The following is a 17,229-nucleotide window of genomic DNA, read 5'->3' on the forward strand; positions in this document are numbered from 1 at the left end:
AAGCGTTCAGGGGCATGGTAATCCAGGATGTCCGCAATGACACGGCAATGGGGCCGAGAGGGATGTCCCGCCGGGGCTTGGGGTGGCAATCCCCGGCGGGTACAGAGCACGTCGGGCTTAGCCGCGTTTTTCCAGCAGGTCGCGGATGATGGGCGCCAGGATGATCTCCATGGCCAGCCCCATCTTGCCGCCGGGCACCACGATGGTGTTGCGCCGTGACATGAAGGAGTCATGGATCATGTTCAGCAGGTAGACGAAATCCACTCCGAAGCGTTTGGGATCACGGAAGCGGATCACCACCAGGCTTTCGTCCGGGGTGGGAATGTCGCGGGCGATGAACGGGTTGGAGGTATCCACCGTGGGTACCCGCTGGAAGTTGATGTCGGTGCGGGAGAATTGCGGGGTGATGAAGTTCACGTAGTCGGGCATGCGCCGCAGGATGGTGTCGACAATGGCCTCGGCGGTGTAGCCTCGTTCCGCGTTGTCGCGAAAGATTTTCTGAATCCACTCCAGGTTGACGATGGGGACCACGCCGATGCCCAGATCCACATGTCGGGCCACGTCCGTGTCACCGTGCTTGACCAGGCCGTGGAGGCCCTCATAGAACATCAGATCCGTGCCTGGCGCGATGTCTTCCCAGGGAGTGAACTCACCGGGCTTGAGGTTGCCGTTGAGACGGCCATTGTGATGGGCGGCCTCGTCATCATTGTGGATGTAGTAGCGCTTCTTGCCGGTGCCTGTTTCGCCGTAGGTATTGAACAGTTCCTCCAGCTTGTCGAACAGGTTGGCGTCGGGGCCGAAATGGCTGAAATGGTTGTTGCCCCGGGTGCCGGCCTCTTTCATCGCCTGCTTCATTTCCACCCGGTTGTAGCGGTGGAAGCTGTCGCCCTCGATGACCACCGGGTTGATATGCTCACGACGGAAGATGTGTTCGAAGGCATTCTTGACGGTGGAAGTGCCGGCGCCGGATGAGCCGGTGACGGCCACGATGGGATGTTTCTTCGACATGTTCTGACTCCTCGTTGCTTGATGGTAAAAGCCTGCGACTCATTATTTATTTGATTTATTTGTATCTATCGGCACGGTCGCCGTGACCCGGGCCGTATGCCTTGTCATCGCTGCAAAGTCGTGAGTCCCGTTCGTGTCGTGCTGGGCCTAGAACACCAGGTTCAGCATCACCAACGACACGATCAGGAACAGAATCGTCATGATGCCCCCCGCCCTCACGAAGTCCATGACCCGGTAACCGCCAGGTCCCATGATCAGGGCGTTGACCTGGTGGGTGGGAATCAGAAATGAGTTGGAGGTGGCGATGGCCACGGTGAGGGCAAATACCCTTGGATCCGCGTCCATGCCCATGCCTTGCGCCGCCACGGCAAAGCTCACCGCCAGCGGCACCAGTAGCACTGTAGCCCCCACGTTGGACATCACCAGGGTGAAGAACGTCGCCAGTATCGCCATGGTGGCCTGCAAAATCCAGGGAGACACCTGGCCGAGCAGGGAGAGGGTCTGCTGGGCGATCCAGGCGGCGGTGCCGGTCTGATCCACGGCGGCCCCCAGGGGGATGAGACTGGCCAGCAGGAAGACCGTCTTCCAACTCACGGCCCGGTAGGCCTCGTCGATGCTCAGCACGCCGGTCAGGATCATGCCGACGGCCCCCGTGAGCAGGGCCACCGACAGCCGCAGGTCGGTGAACAGGATCAGGGCCAGGGTGATGAGAAAAAAGGTCAGGGCGAAATGCACCTTCTGGGGGCGCAACTCCTCGTGGGGGTAGTCGCTGGTGATGACGACGAAGTCACGGTCCTTCTCGATCCGGGCCAGCGAGTCCCAGCGGCAATGGCAGACCAGGGCATCTCCCGCCTGCAGCGGGACTTCCCGCAGACCCTGGCGAATGGTTTCCTCGCCCCGATGAATGCCCAGGACCGACAGCCCGTAGGTCTTGCGCATGGCAATGTCGGTAACCGAGCGCCCCACCAGATGGGAACTGGGCGGGATCACCACCTCGCCGATGCCCGACCGGTTGGGTGCCAGGGCGTCGGCGAAGATGTCCAGCCGGTCGTTGAGCCGGTTGCCGCTTCTGGCGGCAAAGGCCTCCAGGGCTTCATGGCGCCCCAGCAGGGCCAGGTGGGCATTGGGCGCGATGGTCAGGCCGCTCCAGGGGCCGACCCGACGCTCTCCGTTCATGAAGGTGGCCACGACGATGACGGGGAATTCCCGTTCCAGGTCGCCGACGGTCTTTCCCGCCAGCGTGCTCTCCTCGCTCAGGCGCATTTCCCGGATCACGAAGTCCAGTCCGTAGACCCGCTGAAAATAGGCTTCGGTGCTTTCGGCATTGGTACTTTCCCCCTTGGTGGCGGGCAACACATAACGGCCCAGCAGGACGAAATAGAGAATGCCGGTGGTCACCAGGGCCAGGCCGATGGGGGTGACATCAAAGAGCTGGAAGGGCTCCATGCCCTCCGGCAGGAGATCGTTGAGCAGGATCAGGGGGCTGGAACCCACCATGGTGATGGTGCCGCCGAGGATGGCGCAAAAGCCCATGGGCATGAGCAGCCGCGACATGCTCAGGCCGGTGCGGGCGCTGATGCGGGAGACCACGGGAATGAACAGGGCGGCGGCGCCCACGTTCTGCATGAAGCTGGAGATCACGCCCACGGTGCCGGACACCATGGGCAGGATGCGCCGTTCCGTGTGGCCGCCGACCTTCATGATGAAGCTGGCCACCTGGCTCATGACACCGGTCTTGTCCAGTCCGGCGCCGATGATCATGACCGCGATGATGGACATGACGGCGTTACTGGCAAAGCCGTTGAACAGGTTCTGGACATCGGTGATGTCGTGCAGGCCCGGTACCAGGCTCATCAGTCCCAGCAGCACCATGATGCAGATGGCGGCCACATCCACTCGAACCACTTCGGTGACGAACAGGACGATGGTGAGTCCCAGCAGCCCCAGGACCACCATCATCTGCGGTGTGAGAACGAGTGATTCCATTTGGATTATATGTGTATGAGTTTATGATATATATATTTCAAACCTTTCCATTATTTCATCATATTCTTGAAATGCAACTCCCCATCCGGGGCGTCATGGCGCCCCGGGACAGGGCCGCGCCTCTGGTCCGTGGGACAGCAAGTTCGCTATGCTCCCTGAACGACCTTATCGCCAGGAGACCCCTGCCATGGACTCACAGCTCTCCCCCGTGGGGCGGTTCCAGACCCTCCTGCTGGCCACCGACGGCACCGAATGCAGTGCCGGCGCGGAAGCCGTGGCGCTGGGCGCGGCATCCCGCTGCGAGTCCCGGCTCATCCTCATGCGGGTGGTGCTGACCAATCCGGAATATGAGTCCATGGCGCCCGACCGGGTGGCGGACGAGACGGCGGCGGCTCGGGACGACCTGGAGCGCCTGCGCAAGCGGGCCGTGGACATGGGCATCGCCTGCGAGACGGTGATTCGTCATGGCGTGGATGCCTATCTGCCCGTGGTGCAAGCGGCGGAAGAAAAGCGCGTGGACTGCATTGTGGCGGGGCGTCGGCAGCGCAGTGACCTGGCCCGTCTGATGGTGGGGGATTCCACCGCCAGGATCATCGGTCATGCCCCCTGCAGCGTGCTGGTGGCCGCCCAGGGCGCGGATCGCCCCCGACGCCGGATTCTGGTGGCAACGGATGGGTCCCGGCTGGGGGATGCCGCCTGTGTGGCGGCGGCGCACCTGGCCGAGGTCTGCGAATTGCCCCTGACGGTGCTGACGGTCACATCACCGGATCAGAGCGAAGAGCGGCGGGTAGAGGCCAGTCAGACGGTGCAGCGGGTGCTGGACAGTCTGATGCGTGAGCGTCGGGGGCGGGGTGCGGGGCTGGAGGGCATGGTGGAGCAGGGGCGGCCGGACGCGGTGATTGTGGATGTGGCCCGCGGCCGTGGGGCGGACCTGATCGTGGTCGGCAGTCACGGCCGCACCGGTCTCAAGCGCCTGTTCATGGGCAGTGTCTCCGAACGGGTCATTGGTCATGCCCCCTGTCCGGTGCTGGTCATCAAGTAACCGCCGGTTCCCTGGCAAACAGGACGTCCCACACGCCGTGCCCCAGTCGTTGTCCCCGTTGTTCGAATTTGGTCAGGGGACGGTATTCGGGGCGGGGGCTGAAACCCTCGCCGGCCAGGTTGCGGAATCCGGCGGCCTGATTCATCACCGTCAGCATGTGTTCGGCGTAGGGTTCCCAGTCGGTGGCCAGGTGCAGTACGCCGCCCGCCCGCAAGCGCGATCCCAGTAGTGCCACGAACGCCGGCTGTACCAGGCGCCGCTTGTGATGCCGCTTCTTCGGCCAGGGATCGGGGAAATAGATCTGTATCCGGTCCAGGGATCCTTCCGGAATCTGCAGTGTCAGGACTTCCACCGCGTCATGGCAGGCCACTCTCAGGTTGGAGAGTTGCAGGGCCTCGATCTGTTGCAGCAGGTGTCCCACGCCGGGGCGATGGACTTCCACGCCGATGAAGTCCCGGCCCGGGGCTTCGGCGGCCATCCGTGCCAACGACTCCCCGTTGCCAAACCCGATTTCCAGCGTGACCGGCGCCTGTCGGCCAAACAGGGCGGGCAGGTCCAGCGGCTGTGGCGTGAATGCCAGCCCCCAGCGCGGCCAGAGGTCATCCAGGGCGCGCTGCTGGCCGGTGGTCAGTCGTCCTTCGCGGCGGACGAAACTGCGGATCCGGCGACGGCCGTCAGCGGTGGGTGTGAAAGGCAGTGAGTTGTTCATGAGGCGGGATCAGGCCATGGCGGACCCGGTTGGGTCCGCCGATAGTAACGATGGATTAGAAGAAGGTGCCGTCGATGGGGGACGAGGCAGAGGCATAGCGCCGGCGCGGCATCCGGCCCGCCAGGTAGGCCTCGCGACCGGCCAGGATGGCGTGTTTCATGGCCGAGGCCATGAGGACCGGGTTGCGGGCGGCGGCGATGGCGGTATTCATAAGTACGCCGTCGCAGCCCAGTTCCATGGCGATGGCCGCATCGGAGGCCGTGCCCACGCCGGCGTCGACCAGGATGGGCACATTGGCGTTTTCCACGATCTCCAGCACGTTATAGCGATTCTGGATGCCCAGGCCCGAGCCGATGGGGGCGGCCAAGGGCATGACGGCCACGCAGCCGATCTCTTCCAGGCGCTTGGCCAGGATCGGGTCATCGCTGGTATAGACCATGACCTTGAAGCCTTCGGCGACCAGGGTTTCCGCGGCCTTCAGGGTCTGTACCACGTCGGGGTAGAGGGTTTTCTCGTCACCGAGGACTTCCAGTTTCACCAGGTCGTGGCCATCCAGCAGTTCCCGCGCCAGACGACAGGTGCGCACGGCATCTTCGGCGGTATAGCAGCCGGCGGTGTTGGGCAAGATGGTGTAGCGATCCGGGGGGAGTACGTCCAGCAGGTTGGGTTCATCCGGATTCTGGCCGATGTTGGTGCGTCGGATGGCGACCGTGACGATCTCGGCGCCGCTGGCCTCGGTGGCCTGGCGGGTCTCTTCCAGGTCCTTGTATTTGCCGGTTCCCACCAGCAGGCGGGAGCGATAGGCGGTGCCGCCGATCACCAGGGGGGAATCGGTGGTCGTATCCGGGGAGTGGCTTGTGGTCGACATGGGGATACCGTGTATGTGTTGAGGATTAACCGCCGCCGATGGCCTGCACGATCTCGATGCGATCGCCGGGAGCAAGGCGGTGGGCGTCGAACCGGCTGCGGGGCAGCAGTTCGCCGTTCACTTCCATGGCCAGGCGGCGACCGGTCAGGCCCAGTGCTTCCACCAGTGCGGTTGCGGTGGGCGGCTCCGGCAGTTGGCGGGTTTCGCCATTGACAATGATGTCCATCGTGGAATCTTCTTAAGTAGACGGATGGCAGGGGAGGCATCTTAACGTAAAGCCGTCGCGTTCGGGACGCATGGTCCCGTGTGCGTCGTGACCGTTGAGAAGCGAACCCCGAGCGCATACACTATGGTCACTGCGCGGGTGTAGTTCAATGGTAGAACCTCAGCTTCCCAAGCGTGCGACGCGAGTCGCAAAGGTAGCTAGCCTTCCCCCACGTTTAAGAGGGGTAGAGTAGCACCCAATCGGGTATCAGCGTCCGACCCTTGTGGTCGGGGGTCATGGTGCCCTAGCGGCGAAGGCCGCTTCAATGATTGTCCAGCATCGCCTTCGGGCGATTGCAGTGGACCGGATGTTCAGCCATCCGTAGCCTAGGGGCGGTGCGGCGTTGGTAACGACGCGGTGCTAAGCGCCCTGACAATGTAGCCACCCATGCGGGTACATGCCGTCCCGCGAGGGGTGGCATGTGTAACCAGAAGACGCGTCTGGTGAGGCGCTAGGCTGGTCTAAAGGGTTAGCGTAAGCTAATCGCTGTTAAACGCCGTAAAGTTGAACAGGCCAAAGCGTCTGACAGGCCTGAGCCAAAATGGCAAGTGGTCGGTTGTCCTGTTGCTTGGTCGGGACACGCTGACATCAGCACCACCGGCGGAAAGGCGAAACCCTCGTAGACCGTGTCATTGACGCGGAACGCGGTAAGCCCGACACGCTGTCCCCTCGGGGACTAGGCCCACCGCAAGGTGTGCCGAAGGCGTAGCGGGTAAAGGATCGTGGAGAAAGCGAATGCCCTGCTGTAATGGTGGGGATAGGGGATGAAACGATCGCCCCGATGCGAAAGCATGCTGACTTCCACGTGGTGGCCTGTCGCTAGATAGGCCTGTAGAAATCGCCCTGAGGGGACTGTACACGGTCCCCTCAGGGGAGAAGCGTGTATCAGTCCTCAAAGGTACCGCGGGTGTAGCTCAATGGTAGAGCTCCTGCTTCCCAAGCAGGCGACGTGGGTTCGATTCCCATCACCCGCTCCACTCCTGTCCCGTTCCGGGATGGGGTTCACCTAGGAGACTGATATGGACGCTATTTCACATAAATGCGATGTCGTCTCCTCCGACTGGACGCACTGGCACCAGATTCATTGGTTCAGTAGCTACCAGGCGGTGCGACGACTACAGACCCGCATAGCGAAGGCGACTCAGCTTGGTGACTGGCGTAAAGCCAGACGTCTGCAGCGGCTGCTGATACGCTCATCGAGCGCAAAGGCGATCGCGGTAAGGCGTGTCACCGAGAATCGGGGTCGCAAAACCCCCGGCGTGGATGGCATTACCTGGTCCACTCCGGAGTCGAAAATGATGGCCGTCCGGGCTCTTGAGCCCAAAGGCTATCGACCAAAGCCTCTTCGGCGTATTCACATTCCCAAAGCCAACGGAGGGAAACGCCCGCTGGGTATCCCCACGATGCACGACCGAGCCATGCAGGCGCTGTATCTGCTGGCCCTGGAACCTGTCGCGGAGACCACGGCTGATCCCAATTCCTACGGCTTTAGACCCGAGCGTTCCACGGCGGATGCTATTGTCCAATGTCGGAACGCGCTCGGACGCTCCCACTCTCCGGAGTGGGTGCTGGATGCCGATATCAAGGGTTGCTTTGACAATATCAGCCATGACTGGATGGTGAAGCATGTCCCCATGGATGTGTCGATCCTGAAGAAGTGGCTCAAGGCAGGGTATGTGGCCCAAGGGCGTCTGTTTCCGACCCAGGCCGGCACTCCGCAAGGCGGGATTATCTCGCCCACCCTTGCCAACCTCGTGTTGGACGGGCTGGAACGTGGGTTGAAGGAGCATTTCCCACGGCGGGCGAAGCTCAATGTGGTGCGGTACGCGGATGATTTTGTCGTGACGGCAAGTAGCCGTGACATTCTGGAAGACAAGGTCAAGCCGTGGATTGAGGCGTTTCTGGCGGAACGGGGTCTCACCCTGTCACCGACCAAGACCGAGATCCGCCACATCACCGAGGGTTTCGATTTTGTTGGCTGGAACGTGTGCAAGCGGCAGGGGAAACTGCTGATTGTTCCGGGGAAAGGGAACGTAAAGGCGTTTTACCAAAAGGTCAGGGATCTCCTGAGGCGGATGCGTACGGCTCCTCAGGCCGAGGTGATCCACGCACTGAATCCCGTTCTACGGGGTTGGGCGTACTATCATCGAAGCCAGATGGCGTCGCGCACGTTTGCCAAGATGGATCACAAGATCTTCACGGCCTTATGGCGCTGGGCGCTACGTCGGCACCCGAACAAGGGGAAAAGATGGGTCAGGAGGCGGTATTTCCAGACCCTCGGTCCCCGGCAGTGGGTGTTCACAGATGGAACTCAGACTTTGATCAGGCTGTCCGATGTCAAAATCAGGCGGCACAACAAGATCAAGTCCGACGCCAACCCACATGACCCGGCATGGGGCGAGTACTTTGACTCTCGTACGCGGGAGCGGATGCTGCAAACCCTGGCGGGTCAGAGGAAGGTAGCCTGGCTTTGGAAACGACAGGCGGGGATTTGTCCGATATGCCGTCAACAAGTGACTTCAGAAACGGGGTGGCATCTTCACCACCGGATCTGGAGGACGCACGGCGGTAGTGATGAAGCGTCAAACCTCGTCATGTTGCACCCAGATTGCCACCGGCAGTACCACGCGGTGGCAGGGTCGCCGGTTCCGTCAGTGACTGACGGGACTTAGCGGCTGCTTGAGCCCGGTGCAGGGAAACTTGCACGCCGGGTTCTTAGGGGGGGGATTGGGCCGCGAGGCCCGATCCCCTACCCGACTGATGACGTGGGTTCGATTCCCATCACCCGCTCCAATTCAGCTTCCATGGAAATCCACTGAGTTCCATAAGTCGTTGTCAGCAAAGAGTATTTCGCCAGACAACGATCCAGTGAGATCCACCGGAATCCACCCGCTGCTGGACTGATTCAGTCCATCCGGTAGTCCATCAAAGCGGTCGGGTTCGAGTCCGGATTGTTCCTGGGGTTGAGCGGGCCATGGGATGAGCATCTGACTCCTGACTCTGTTCAGGAGCAGACATGGCACTTACCGACATGACGGTCCGGCAGGCCAAGGCCACCGGCAAGGACTACACCCTCGGCGATAGCGACGGGCTCTCCCTCGGCGTGAGCGCGCAGGGAGGGAAATCCTGGCACTTCCGCTACACGTGGCTTGGCAAGCAGAAGCGGATGTCCCTGGGAACCTACCCGGAGATCAGCCTGCGCGATGCCCGCGCCAGACGTGACGAGGCCCGCGCGCTGCTGGCCAAGGGCATCAACCCCCGGCTCCATCGCGAGAAGGAACGTCAGGCGATCTCCCTGGCCGCCGAGCACACTTTCCAGGCGGTCTACGAGAAGTGGCTCGCGCACCGCTCGCTCAAGCTCAAGGAAGGCCGGCAGAGCACGCTGGTTCAGATTCGGCGCGCCTTCGACAAGGACGTCCTGCCCGCGTTGCGCAAGCGGTCGATCTACGAGATCAACCGCGCCGACCTGCTTGAGGTCGTCGGCCGCATCGAGCGGCGCAAGGCGCTGTCGGTGGCCGAGAAGGTGAGGACCTGGTTCAACCAGCTCTTCCGCTACGCCTTGGTGATCGTGCCGGGACTGGAGCGAAACCCGGCCTCCGACCTCGATGTCGTCGCATTGCCCCAGCCGCCCGTGCGCCACAACCCGTTCCTGCGCATGGAGGAGCTGCCCGCTTTCCTGCGAACCTTGCGCAAGTACCCCGGCAGACAGCAAACCCAGCTCGGGATTCGACTCCTGTTGCTGACGGGTGTGCGGACGGGAGAGCTCCGCCGTGCGGAGCCGGGGCAGTTCCTTCTGGACGATGGCCTGTGGATCATCGAGCCGGAGAACGTGAAGCAGTTGAAGACCCGGATGATCAAGGCGGGAAAGAACCTAGCGGACATCCCTCCCTACATCGTGCCTCTGTCCGTTCAGGCCATCGAGGTCGTCAGGTTCATGCTGGACCGCTTCAAGCCGGCCCAACGCTATCTGTTCGCCCACGCCAGCGACCTCAATGAGCGCATCAGCGAGAACACCATCAATGGGGCGCTCAAGCGTCTGGGTTACGAGTCGCAACTGACCGGCCACGGCATCCGCGGGACGATTTCGACGGCGCTCAACGAGATCGGCTACCCGAAGGTTTGGATCGAGGCACAACTGTCCCACGCCGACCGGGACAAGGTGAGCGCGGCCTACAACCACGCCGAGTACGTGGAGCAGCGACGCCGCATGATGCAGGACTGGGGCGATCGGCTCGACCTGTTCGAACAAGGCCAGGTCGAAGCCGCCAGCGCCCACCTGACCGTCCACCTGGAAGGCGTAACCGGCGCCGCGGAGGATCGGAACGCCGGAACGCCTCCAGGGGAAGCGGCGGCCCCGATTCTGCTGGCGGCAATGCCGCGGGATGGCATGAGTCTGTCAACGATCCCGGTACAGCGACTGTCGGCCGTTCGGGCGCCCCGATCCGAGGAGCCCGCCCTGTCGAACATCCAGCGCGAACGGATGCTGCTGCTCGATATCCTGGAGGCGCCCCACAACCTCTCCGTCGCCGAATATGCCAAGCTCGCCGGCAAGTCCCGCCGCTGGATCACTTACGAAATCCAGGCCGGCAACCTCCTGTCGATCAGCCTGGGCAACCGGGGACAGCGCGTACCGGATTGGCAGCTCGATCCCCTCAAGCGCCGGCTGGTCCAGACCATCCTCAGGCAGATGCCCCCGGGAGTGGATACGTGGCACATCTACCACGCGCTCATGCGGCCGAGTGGACTGTTCCAGGGGCAGTCCCCGATCAATGCGGTGACGCCGGAGAACCTGCACGTCGCCGTGCATCTGGTATGCAGTGCGGTGGGCGAGAAGGTGATGCAGCGCGAGGGTCTTGGCATGTGAGCCTGAAGTGCCCCAACGGCAGGTCGCCGACATGAGGGTTCTACACGGGATCGGTTATCAGCGACAGATACGGATTGTTCGGTGGCGCGTTGATGAACAGGACCTGCGGGTCTTCCAGCAAGTAGCCGTGGAGGCGCCGCGATTTCCGCAGCCCCGTGACCGTGCAGGTCCAGATGTTCAGGCCGCTCCGTTGCTTGCGGTGCAGTTGCAGCTTCTCGAATCGTTTCTGCACCCATTGCCAATCGGCCAACTGTTCCTGCCTTGCAAGCAAAGCGGTCTTGGGGTGCTCCTGGGCATAGCGCTGGAACACGCCCGGACTGACCAGATAGACGGTATCGGCGACCGTATGCACCAGCGCCTTGGCGTCATTGATGATGAGCGTGCGCGCCTCTATGCGCCGACGCAGCCAGGCGACGAAGTGCTCGCCCGACGGCGTCTCCTCCAGCGCTGGGGTCGAGGCAGGTGCCGGTGCTCTCGAGTCGGCCGTGGCTCCTGGGTCACCGGACTCGATGGTTCGGCCTTCCATGGCGGGAAGGGGAGACTCGTTGGCCGATGAAGAGCCGGCCAACGCCACGTCGGAGGTGCCAAGCAGACCCAGCAACGCTTCGATGCCATCACCGGCTGGCTGCACCGGCAAAGACTCGGATACGGCCGAATCCTCCACGACTGGCAGCGACGCGGGAATGGTCGGTTCCACCTCCTCCTGCACCACCGTCACCGTTCCGGCGAACGGCGGAGGCCGCTCGTCGCCTTCCCAGATCAGTGAGGGCGCGAGGCGCAGGAGCGTGAAGGTATGCGACCAGCCCGCGTCGCTGGTGACGGTGGCCTTCCAGATCGCCTTGTCATCCGGTGTGGCCAGGGCAATGCCATGGTCCTGCAGGACGTTGAACACCGCCGTGTTGTTCGACGGAATGCCGTCGATGCCCAGGGCCAGCAGATGGGCGCGCAGCTTGTCCGCGACGGTCTTGCTCACCAGCCAGAGCGCGTCCTGGGTCAGCCATCCATCCGAGGCTTGGGGCTGATTCAGCTTGAATTCCTCCTTGAGCAGATAGCGCAGGCCGTCCAGCAGCTTGCGCTGCAGCGCGTGCCTGGGCGCCGCCAGCGCCTTGCCGGGATCGCCGCCGAGTTCCTGGGCGACCGATGCCTGGTCGGCCTGCACGACCAGTTCGCCGAGCGTGCCGGCGTGCTCGTACTGGCCGGCCAGCACGTACAGCAGCGCGGCCCAGAGGTCGGGATAGCCGCTGAGCCAGTCGAAGATGTCCCGATCGAGAAGGCGCGCGTAGAGCAGCCCGGTGGCGGCGCTGTGCAGGCGGTACTCGCGCTCCTTTCGGTAACGGAAGCGGTAGGGCTTTCGCAGCGGACCATGCCAGGGATGCCAGATCGTGCCGTCGGCATGTTCGACGTGCAGATCGACCGCGATCTTGCCGATGTCGTGCAGCAGGGCCGCGTAGGCCGTGCCTGCGGTCCAGGCTTCGGCCTGGGCTGCCTGTGCCTCCGGCGTGACGCCCGCAGGCAGCAGGTATGACTGCCGCAATTTCAGCGCGTAGGCGACAATCTCCAGGCCGTGGTCCAGCATGCCGCCCGGATAGGCGTGGTGGTGGTTCTCGGAGGCCGGGAACTGCTGGACCAGCTCTGCGTAGCGCTCCAGTGGGGCGAGGTAGAGCGTGGCGAACTGCCGGCGCGAGAGCGATGTGCTCTGCCAGATGTGTTCCAGCAGTTTCTGCCGACGCGGCGTGGCCAGCAGCGATGCGGCCGACTCCGGCCGCATCGACCCTTTCGGAGTTTCGACGGCGGAGGTGGGCGGTGTGCCGGCGGTGGGTGGCACCCGTTTGCGCTGGAACAGCGAGAGCATGGCGAACCCCGGATGACGGGCTGCTCGGGGGCGCCTTTTGGCCTTTTCAGGATAGGGCCTTTCCCCTTGGCGCCCTTCCTTTGCCCCTTCCCAGCCCTTTGGCCTTTGTCGGAAGCCTTTGGGTATAGGGCCGCTGCTTCGTGGATGCCACGATGAATGCGGCATGGGGCAATCCCGGCAAGTGGGTCGCTGCGGGACGTTCGTCAGCTCTGGCCCAAGCCGGTGTCGAGGGCGGCGGATTGCGCTGCGAAGTCGTCGGGACGGCGCTTGCGGAAGGTTTCGAGATTGGCGAGCTTCCAGCGCAGTGCCGGCAGTTGCGCGGCGTGCTGGCACTGCACCAGCGACCAGTCCGGTTCTGCGCGCGCCAGCCCGCTCAGAAACTGCTTGTGCGCGGTGCTCAGTCGCTGTGGCAGCTCGCGCCGCATCCTGGCGCGAGCGTCGAGCAGTGTCTCCAGGGAGCAGTCCACTTCGGTCATGCCGACAAAGGCCCGCTCGTACTCGCCGGCGATGTCCTTGTCGTTGCCGAACAGCACTTCGTGGGGCGGCCGGTTGTGGCCCGCCAGATAGATCACGAAGCACTCGACCATGCCATCGCTGATGTCGCCCGATTCGTAGAGCTGCCACACGTCGAACAGGTCGCGGGGGTGCTGCCGATCCAGCGCGGCCACCAGCTTGCTGGCGTACAGCTCGTCCGGTGCCAGAACCGGCAGCTCGAACTCGACGCCGAACAGATCGCTGGTCTTGACGCTCAGCGGCAGCCGCTCGACGGGCAGCACGCTGCCTCGGAACACGACGTTGACCTCGATCTTCACCTGGTTGGCGTCGTTCTCGACGATCAGCTTGGTGTCCCCCAGGTCCTTGGCGCGAACCAGGCGTGTCTGCACGCCCAGTGGTGCAACGCGCGTGGCGATGGCGGCCAGCTCCTGGTTGATGGCTTGCAGCGCTTCGTCGCGCGGCGTCTGCCACGGGAGGTACACCACGTCGATGTCCACCGACAGGCGCGGCATGTCCCGCACGAAGAGGTTGATGGCCGTGCCGCCCTTCATGGCGAAGATGTCGTTGGCGAACACGTCGGGCGCGACGGCCAGCAGCAGGCGAACGGTGTCCGCGTAGGTCTTATCCATGAGGTCTCAGGCTCAGCAAGGTGCCGTCATCGAGCCGGCTCATCCAGCGCGTGTTGCTGCCGGTGCGAACCGGGTACTGCTCCAGCAGGGCATCGACATCCACGAGGCTGGTCTCGCGCGCCCAGGTGAGGAACAGGCGCACGGCCTTCACGCTGGCGCAGCAGGACAGCAGTTGCCCGAGCAAGTCCTTGCGGGGGGAACGCAGTCCATCAAAGAGGTTGCGGGCCTCTTCGAGGCTCTGCTTGACGCCGGCTTCGTACAGCATCTCCAGAACGGCACGCTCGGGGGCTGCCACCCGCAGATCCTCGGGCAGACCAGGCGGCGTGGTCAGAGTCTTGCCGGCCAGCGCCGTATCCGGCCAGTCGAACAGGCGGGCGTGGACGTAGCGGGCCGGAAAGCGCGAAGTGAACCAGGCCGGCAACGCGAAACGACCGTCGCCCCACAGCACCAGCGCCTCCCGGCTGCCCAGGTTGTGCCGCACACCCTGCAGGGCCAGGGCGCTCTTGCCGCCGACGTGCAGGCCGGGCACGCGCTGTTGCAGGAACTTCAGCGCACCGTAGACCCCGAACGCATCGTTCGGGAAGGCATAGACGCCATGGGCCAGGCGCACGAGCCACCCGCCGTCGGCATAGTGGGCGGCGAGCTGGGGCGACACCCCGAACTGGCTCAGGGTGGCAAGGTCGAACGGCGCCCCGCGGGGGAGTCCCGCCTGCAGTCGCTTGATTACCTGATGCCGAGAATTTCCATCCATGCTATAAGAATAGCACGGAATCCAATCATCCCCTAGAGCTATCGCAAGAACGTGCAGGGAAAGTAGCATAACGTTTGATTTATCGCGCAGAGTCTAATCGCCCTGCGACCGCTCTGCCAGCCGCAACCCGCCCTCCTGATCGCGGTCTATCCTGGAGGGCAAGCGGCACCACTGAAACCGAGGCACATGAGCATGACCACCAACACGCACAACGGGCGCTGGAGCCACCGGCTGGGCCGGGGGGCTGGCCGTGCCTGGCGTGGATACCTGCGCCGCGAGCAGCGTGTCGCCGGCTGGCTGGTGACGCGCTGGGTGCCTGCGGGCGCGGCGACGGCGGTGCTCTGGATCGTCAAGCTGGCCGTACTTGGCATGCTGCTCTACACCGTATCCTGGCTCGTCCTGCTGCTGGCCTTTGCGGTGATCGCCGCATGGCTCGCGCGGAACGCCGACGAGGACGACGAGAAGCAGCCGGAACTTAGAGACGGACACTCGGGCGTCGGCCTGTACGACAAAGATGACTGGCGGATCGACATGGGCGATCCCGACGAGCCGTAGCTGCCGCATCAACGCGAGAGAGTGCTCCTTACTTCGCAGCACCTTTCGATACAGCCGTCATCGCAAGGCGAGAGCCACTACCCCCAGCCGACTTCGCATCGGACGTGCCAGTGATGAGACCGCCCAGGAAGTTTCCGGCGCGAACGCCTGCCCATCCGAGTGCCATGACCCAGAACGTCGGCAACACGATGAACATCGTCGCCATGACGAAGTTGAGCAGCATGTCCCCGAAGGCGTTGTTCAGGCCGATCAAGGGATCGAAGTTCGAGTGCGGCCGGCTCGCGCCGAACCCCCAGCCATAGAGCGCATCCAGGATCGTGCTGTCGATCCAGCGCGCGAGCTGGAACCAGAAGTCCACGAAGAACAGCGCGAACTGGACGCAGCTCACCGTCACCACCGTCTTCAGGTCGTAGGTGCCGATCAGCAGCACCAGCGGGATGCAGATGACGAGCGCCATCTTGAGTATCGTCAGCACCATCGGCAGCGCCTGGCGCACCACGTCCATCGCCGGAAAGAAGCCCAGCGAGCCGACGGTCAGCCCCAGGTCGCCCGCGCCGCGCGTGACGATGTTCGGCAGCGTCTTGTCGATCTGGCCGCCGTAGTCGGTGTAGACGGCGCCCTGGTTCATCTTCTGCTGCCTCGGCGAGACCACGGCGCGGATCACCGAGTCATTGACCTCGCTCTGCGACAGGAAGCCCACCCAGCGCCCGATGCGGGTCAGCAGGTCCGGGGCGACCTGTGCCAGCAGCCGGCTGCGCAGTCCCTGGCCGCCATCGGCCCACCACTGCCGGCAGGACGGATAGCCGCCGCCGCTGTCCACCTGTGCCAGCCCCGCATCGCGGGTCGCGTCGTAGGGCCAGCCCGTGCGTGGGGTCTTGGCGCGATAGGTGTCATAGAAGCCGGGCGTGTCGAGGAAGTAACTCGACCCGATCCAGGTGACGTCGTTCATCTGCTCGTCGGAGAGCGTCGGCCGGTTCATGAACAGCTTCGCGCGCGACGGCCCGTAGCAGTCGTGCGTGAAGTCGGCGACCTCCTGTGCCAGCACCGGATCATCGATGCGCGTGGCATCGACATCCATGCGAATCTGACGCAGGTCGGTGCCGCAGGGAATCGCCGCCACCGCGGCGCCCGTGACCGCCTTCGAGATGGCGTGCATGAAGAACCACCACACCGGCACCAGCGCGCTCTGGTCGTTGAGCGCCGTGTAGACGTTGGACCAGCCCGTGTCGTTGGGCAGCGGGACGTTGACCTGGCATTGCGCGGAGCGCGTGGTGTCGAACCTGATCGTGGCGAGATCCACCGGGATGAACGGGATGCCGGCGAACATGATGACCACGATCGCCACCCACACCCGGTTCTCGATGCGCATCGACGACAGCACGCCCTTGTTGCCTTCGTCCGCACCTTCGCTGCGGGCCTTGAGCCATTCCTGGATCACGATGGCCACGAACGGCAGCGCGAACACGCCGCTGGCCACGAGGATGCTCCAGATGCCGTTGTTGACCACCCAAGCCACCAGGGTCAGGTAATACTCCAGGTAGTCCGTGGTGTAGAGCGTCATGCCTGCCTCCCGGTGTCAGCCGTGCTGCAACAGTTGGCTGGCTTCCAGCGCGACCACGGCGATCACGGCCGCGATCTCCGTGCGCAGCAGGCGCTGATGCGTCTCGCGTGACGGCTCCCGCCGCAACAGGCGCCGACGCATCCACCACCAGCCGTAAGCCGTCGCCCCGTAGAGGCACAGCCGCCACACGAAGAAATGGCCGGCATGCGCCTGCAGCCAGTGCTGCCAGCCCTCGACGCCGCCGACCACGTGGATGCCGGCGATGTTCACCGCCACGGCGGCGGCGACCACCAGCAAGGTCCACAGCAGCGCCACGCCGACGCGGCGGTTGAACAGCCATGGCAGCCGCAGCCAGGCCAGCCGGCTCACTGGACTACCCTCCTGTCGCTAGCGCGACATCCTCCCCTAGGGAGGTTCGCGCGCCCTTCGGGCGGCCGTGCGGGCGCGCTCATGGCGTACCGCTCCGCGGCTTCTGGACTTCCCGCAGACGGTCGCGTGTGGTGTCGCCCTCGAAGACGCCGCGCGAACCGGCAGCGCGGGTGCTGTGGCGCTGGATGATCGCCATCGCCGAGTTACCGGCCAGCGTGCGGCGCAGCTCCAGCTCAGTCTTGAGGTTGTTGATCTCCTGCTCCAGCGGTATCCGT

14 protein-coding genes, 1 tRNA gene and 1 pseudogene are annotated in these 17,229 nt (G+C 63.9%); 5 read left to right on the forward strand and 11 right to left on the reverse strand.

Annotated features, from left to right (window positions below; translation table 11 throughout):
* Positions 1–117 precede the first annotated feature (117 nt).
* Positions 118–1,008: a phosphoribulokinase gene (locus ACLF6L_RS00850; protein WP_008933068.1), complete on the reverse strand. Its 891-nt coding sequence runs from the start codon at positions 1,006–1,008 to the stop codon at positions 118–120.
* 147 nt (positions 1,009–1,155) lie between these two features.
* Positions 1,156–2,994 carry an SLC13 family permease gene (locus ACLF6L_RS00855; protein WP_412852142.1) on the reverse strand — a complete coding sequence of 613 codons (1,839 nt, stop codon included), beginning with the start codon at positions 2,992–2,994 and terminating at the stop codon, positions 1,156–1,158.
* 187 nt (positions 2,995–3,181) lie between these two features.
* On the opposite strand from ACLF6L_RS00855, the gene ACLF6L_RS00860 reads away from it, so the two are divergent.
* Positions 3,182–4,036, forward strand: a complete 855-nt coding sequence (locus tag ACLF6L_RS00860; protein WP_238618314.1) for a universal stress protein — start codon at positions 3,182–3,184, stop codon at positions 4,034–4,036.
* Here the strand turns inward: ACLF6L_RS00860 and trmB are convergent.
* Genes trmB through thiS form a run of 3 tightly spaced genes read right to left on the reverse strand, consistent with a single transcriptional unit; the run spans position 4,029 to position 5,839 of the window.
* Complete coding sequence (trmB, locus tag ACLF6L_RS00865) at positions 4,029–4,745, reverse strand: tRNA (guanosine(46)-N7)-methyltransferase TrmB (RefSeq protein ID WP_412852143.1); 717 nt, start codon at positions 4,743–4,745, stop codon at positions 4,029–4,031. The two genes, ACLF6L_RS00860 and trmB, sit on opposite strands and share 8 nt — an antisense overlap.
* A 55-nt stretch (positions 4,746–4,800) precedes the next feature.
* Complete coding sequence (locus ACLF6L_RS00870) at positions 4,801–5,613, reverse strand: thiazole synthase (protein WP_238618316.1); 813 nt, start codon at positions 5,611–5,613, stop codon at positions 4,801–4,803.
* A 25-nt stretch (positions 5,614–5,638) separates the two neighbouring features.
* Positions 5,639–5,839, reverse strand: a complete 201-nt coding sequence (thiS, locus tag ACLF6L_RS00875) for a sulfur carrier protein ThiS (protein WP_090209555.1) — start codon at positions 5,837–5,839, stop codon at positions 5,639–5,641.
* Positions 5,840–6,781: 942 nt separating this feature from the next.
* On the opposite strand from thiS, the gene ACLF6L_RS00880 reads away from it, so the two are divergent.
* The 3 genes from ACLF6L_RS00880 (at position 6,782) to ACLF6L_RS00890 (ending at position 10,742) form a co-directional block, all read left to right on the forward strand.
* A tRNA-Gly gene (locus ACLF6L_RS00880) sits at positions 6,782–6,855 on the forward strand.
* A 42-nt stretch (positions 6,856–6,897) separates the two neighbouring features.
* Complete coding sequence (ltrA, locus tag ACLF6L_RS00885; RefSeq protein ID WP_412852144.1) at positions 6,898–8,550, forward strand: group II intron reverse transcriptase/maturase; 1,653 nt, start codon at positions 6,898–6,900, stop codon at positions 8,548–8,550.
* Positions 8,551–8,894: 344 nt separating this feature from the next.
* The gene (locus ACLF6L_RS00890) at positions 8,895–10,742 is read left to right on the forward strand and encodes a tyrosine-type recombinase/integrase (RefSeq protein ID WP_412852145.1); all 1,848 of its coding nucleotides are present in this window, start codon (positions 8,895–8,897) and stop codon (positions 10,740–10,742) included.
* Between the two features lie 40 nt (positions 10,743–10,782).
* Here the strand turns inward: ACLF6L_RS00890 and mobH are convergent, their stop codons facing one another.
* From mobH to ACLF6L_RS00905, 3 genes are all read right to left on the reverse strand, one after another.
* Positions 10,783–12,594, reverse strand: coding sequence for a MobH family relaxase (gene mobH, locus ACLF6L_RS00895; RefSeq protein ID WP_412852146.1), 1,812 nt, complete (start codon positions 12,592–12,594; stop codon positions 10,783–10,785).
* A 203-nt stretch (positions 12,595–12,797) separates the two neighbouring features.
* Positions 12,798–13,718: a nucleotidyl transferase AbiEii/AbiGii toxin family protein gene (locus ACLF6L_RS00900; protein WP_412852147.1), complete on the reverse strand. Its 921-nt coding sequence runs from the start codon at positions 13,716–13,718 to the stop codon at positions 12,798–12,800.
* Positions 13,711–14,469: a type IV toxin-antitoxin system AbiEi family antitoxin domain-containing protein gene (locus tag ACLF6L_RS00905; RefSeq protein ID WP_412852148.1), complete on the reverse strand. Its 759-nt coding sequence runs from the start codon at positions 14,467–14,469 to the stop codon at positions 13,711–13,713. The genes ACLF6L_RS00900 and ACLF6L_RS00905 overlap by 8 nt, the downstream gene beginning before the upstream one ends.
* A 186-nt stretch (positions 14,470–14,655) precedes the next feature.
* Between ACLF6L_RS00905 and ACLF6L_RS00910 the strand changes: the two genes are divergently transcribed.
* Entirely contained in the window at positions 14,656–15,024 is a 369-nt protein-coding gene (locus ACLF6L_RS00910) for a DUF3742 family protein (protein ID WP_412852149.1), read from the forward strand.
* A gap of 28 nt (positions 15,025–15,052) precedes the next feature.
* Here the strand turns inward: ACLF6L_RS00910 and ACLF6L_RS00915 are convergent, their stop codons facing one another.
* From ACLF6L_RS00915 to ACLF6L_RS00925, 3 genes and pseudogenes are all read right to left on the reverse strand, one after another.
* Positions 15,053–16,585, reverse strand: a complete 1,533-nt coding sequence (locus ACLF6L_RS00915; protein WP_412852150.1) for a conjugal transfer protein TraG N-terminal domain-containing protein — start codon at positions 16,583–16,585, stop codon at positions 15,053–15,055.
* 15 nt (positions 16,586–16,600) lie between these two features.
* Positions 16,601–16,954 (reverse strand): hypothetical protein, encoded by a 354-nt coding sequence (locus ACLF6L_RS00920; protein WP_011237257.1) that lies wholly within the window; start codon positions 16,952–16,954, stop codon positions 16,601–16,603.
* Positions 16,955–17,033: 79 nt separating this feature from the next.
* Positions 17,034–17,219: pseudogene (locus ACLF6L_RS00925) on the reverse strand (integrating conjugative element protein); the annotation flags it as partial.
* Between the last annotated feature and the right edge of the window lie 10 nt (positions 17,220–17,229).

The organism is Ectothiorhodospira shaposhnikovii (assembly GCF_047222355.1).
Classification (GTDB): Bacteria; Pseudomonadota; Gammaproteobacteria; order Ectothiorhodospirales; family Ectothiorhodospiraceae; genus Ectothiorhodospira.

What these genes read in the sequence shown, in the direction of transcription:
- thiS (WP_090209555.1), bottom strand. Translation starts at nt 5,839, where the DNA reads ATGGACATCATTGTCAATGGCGAAACCCGCCAACTGCCGGAGCCGCCC.
- ACLF6L_RS00900 (WP_412852147.1), bottom strand. Translation starts at nt 13,718, where the DNA reads ATGGATAAGACCTACGCGGACACCGTTCGCCTGCTGCTGGCCGTCGCG.
- ACLF6L_RS00905 (WP_412852148.1), bottom strand. Translation starts at nt 14,469, where the DNA reads ATGGATGGAAATTCTCGGCATCAGGTAATCAAGCGACTGCAGGCGGGA.
- ltrA (WP_412852144.1), top strand. Translation starts at nt 6,898, where the DNA reads ATGGACGCTATTTCACATAAATGCGATGTCGTCTCCTCCGACTGGACG.
- ACLF6L_RS00850 (WP_008933068.1), bottom strand. Translation starts at nt 1,008, where the DNA reads ATGTCGAAGAAACATCCCATCGTGGCCGTCACCGGCTCATCCGGCGCC.
- ACLF6L_RS00860 (WP_238618314.1), top strand. Translation starts at nt 3,182, where the DNA reads ATGGACTCACAGCTCTCCCCCGTGGGGCGGTTCCAGACCCTCCTGCTG.
- trmB (WP_412852143.1), bottom strand. Translation starts at nt 4,745, where the DNA reads ATGAACAACTCACTGCCTTTCACACCCACCGCTGACGGCCGTCGCCGG.
- ACLF6L_RS00855 (WP_412852142.1), bottom strand. Translation starts at nt 2,994, where the DNA reads ATGGAATCACTCGTTCTCACACCGCAGATGATGGTGGTCCTGGGGCTG.
- ACLF6L_RS00890 (WP_412852145.1), top strand. Translation starts at nt 8,895, where the DNA reads ATGGCACTTACCGACATGACGGTCCGGCAGGCCAAGGCCACCGGCAAG.
- ACLF6L_RS00870 (WP_238618316.1), bottom strand. Translation starts at nt 5,613, where the DNA reads ATGTCGACCACAAGCCACTCCCCGGATACGACCACCGATTCCCCCCTG.
- mobH (WP_412852146.1), bottom strand. Translation starts at nt 12,594, where the DNA reads ATGCTCTCGCTGTTCCAGCGCAAACGGGTGCCACCCACCGCCGGCACA.
- ACLF6L_RS00910 (WP_412852149.1), top strand. Translation starts at nt 14,656, where the DNA reads ATGAGCATGACCACCAACACGCACAACGGGCGCTGGAGCCACCGGCTG.
- ACLF6L_RS00915 (WP_412852150.1), bottom strand. Translation starts at nt 16,585, where the DNA reads ATGACGCTCTACACCACGGACTACCTGGAGTATTACCTGACCCTGGTG.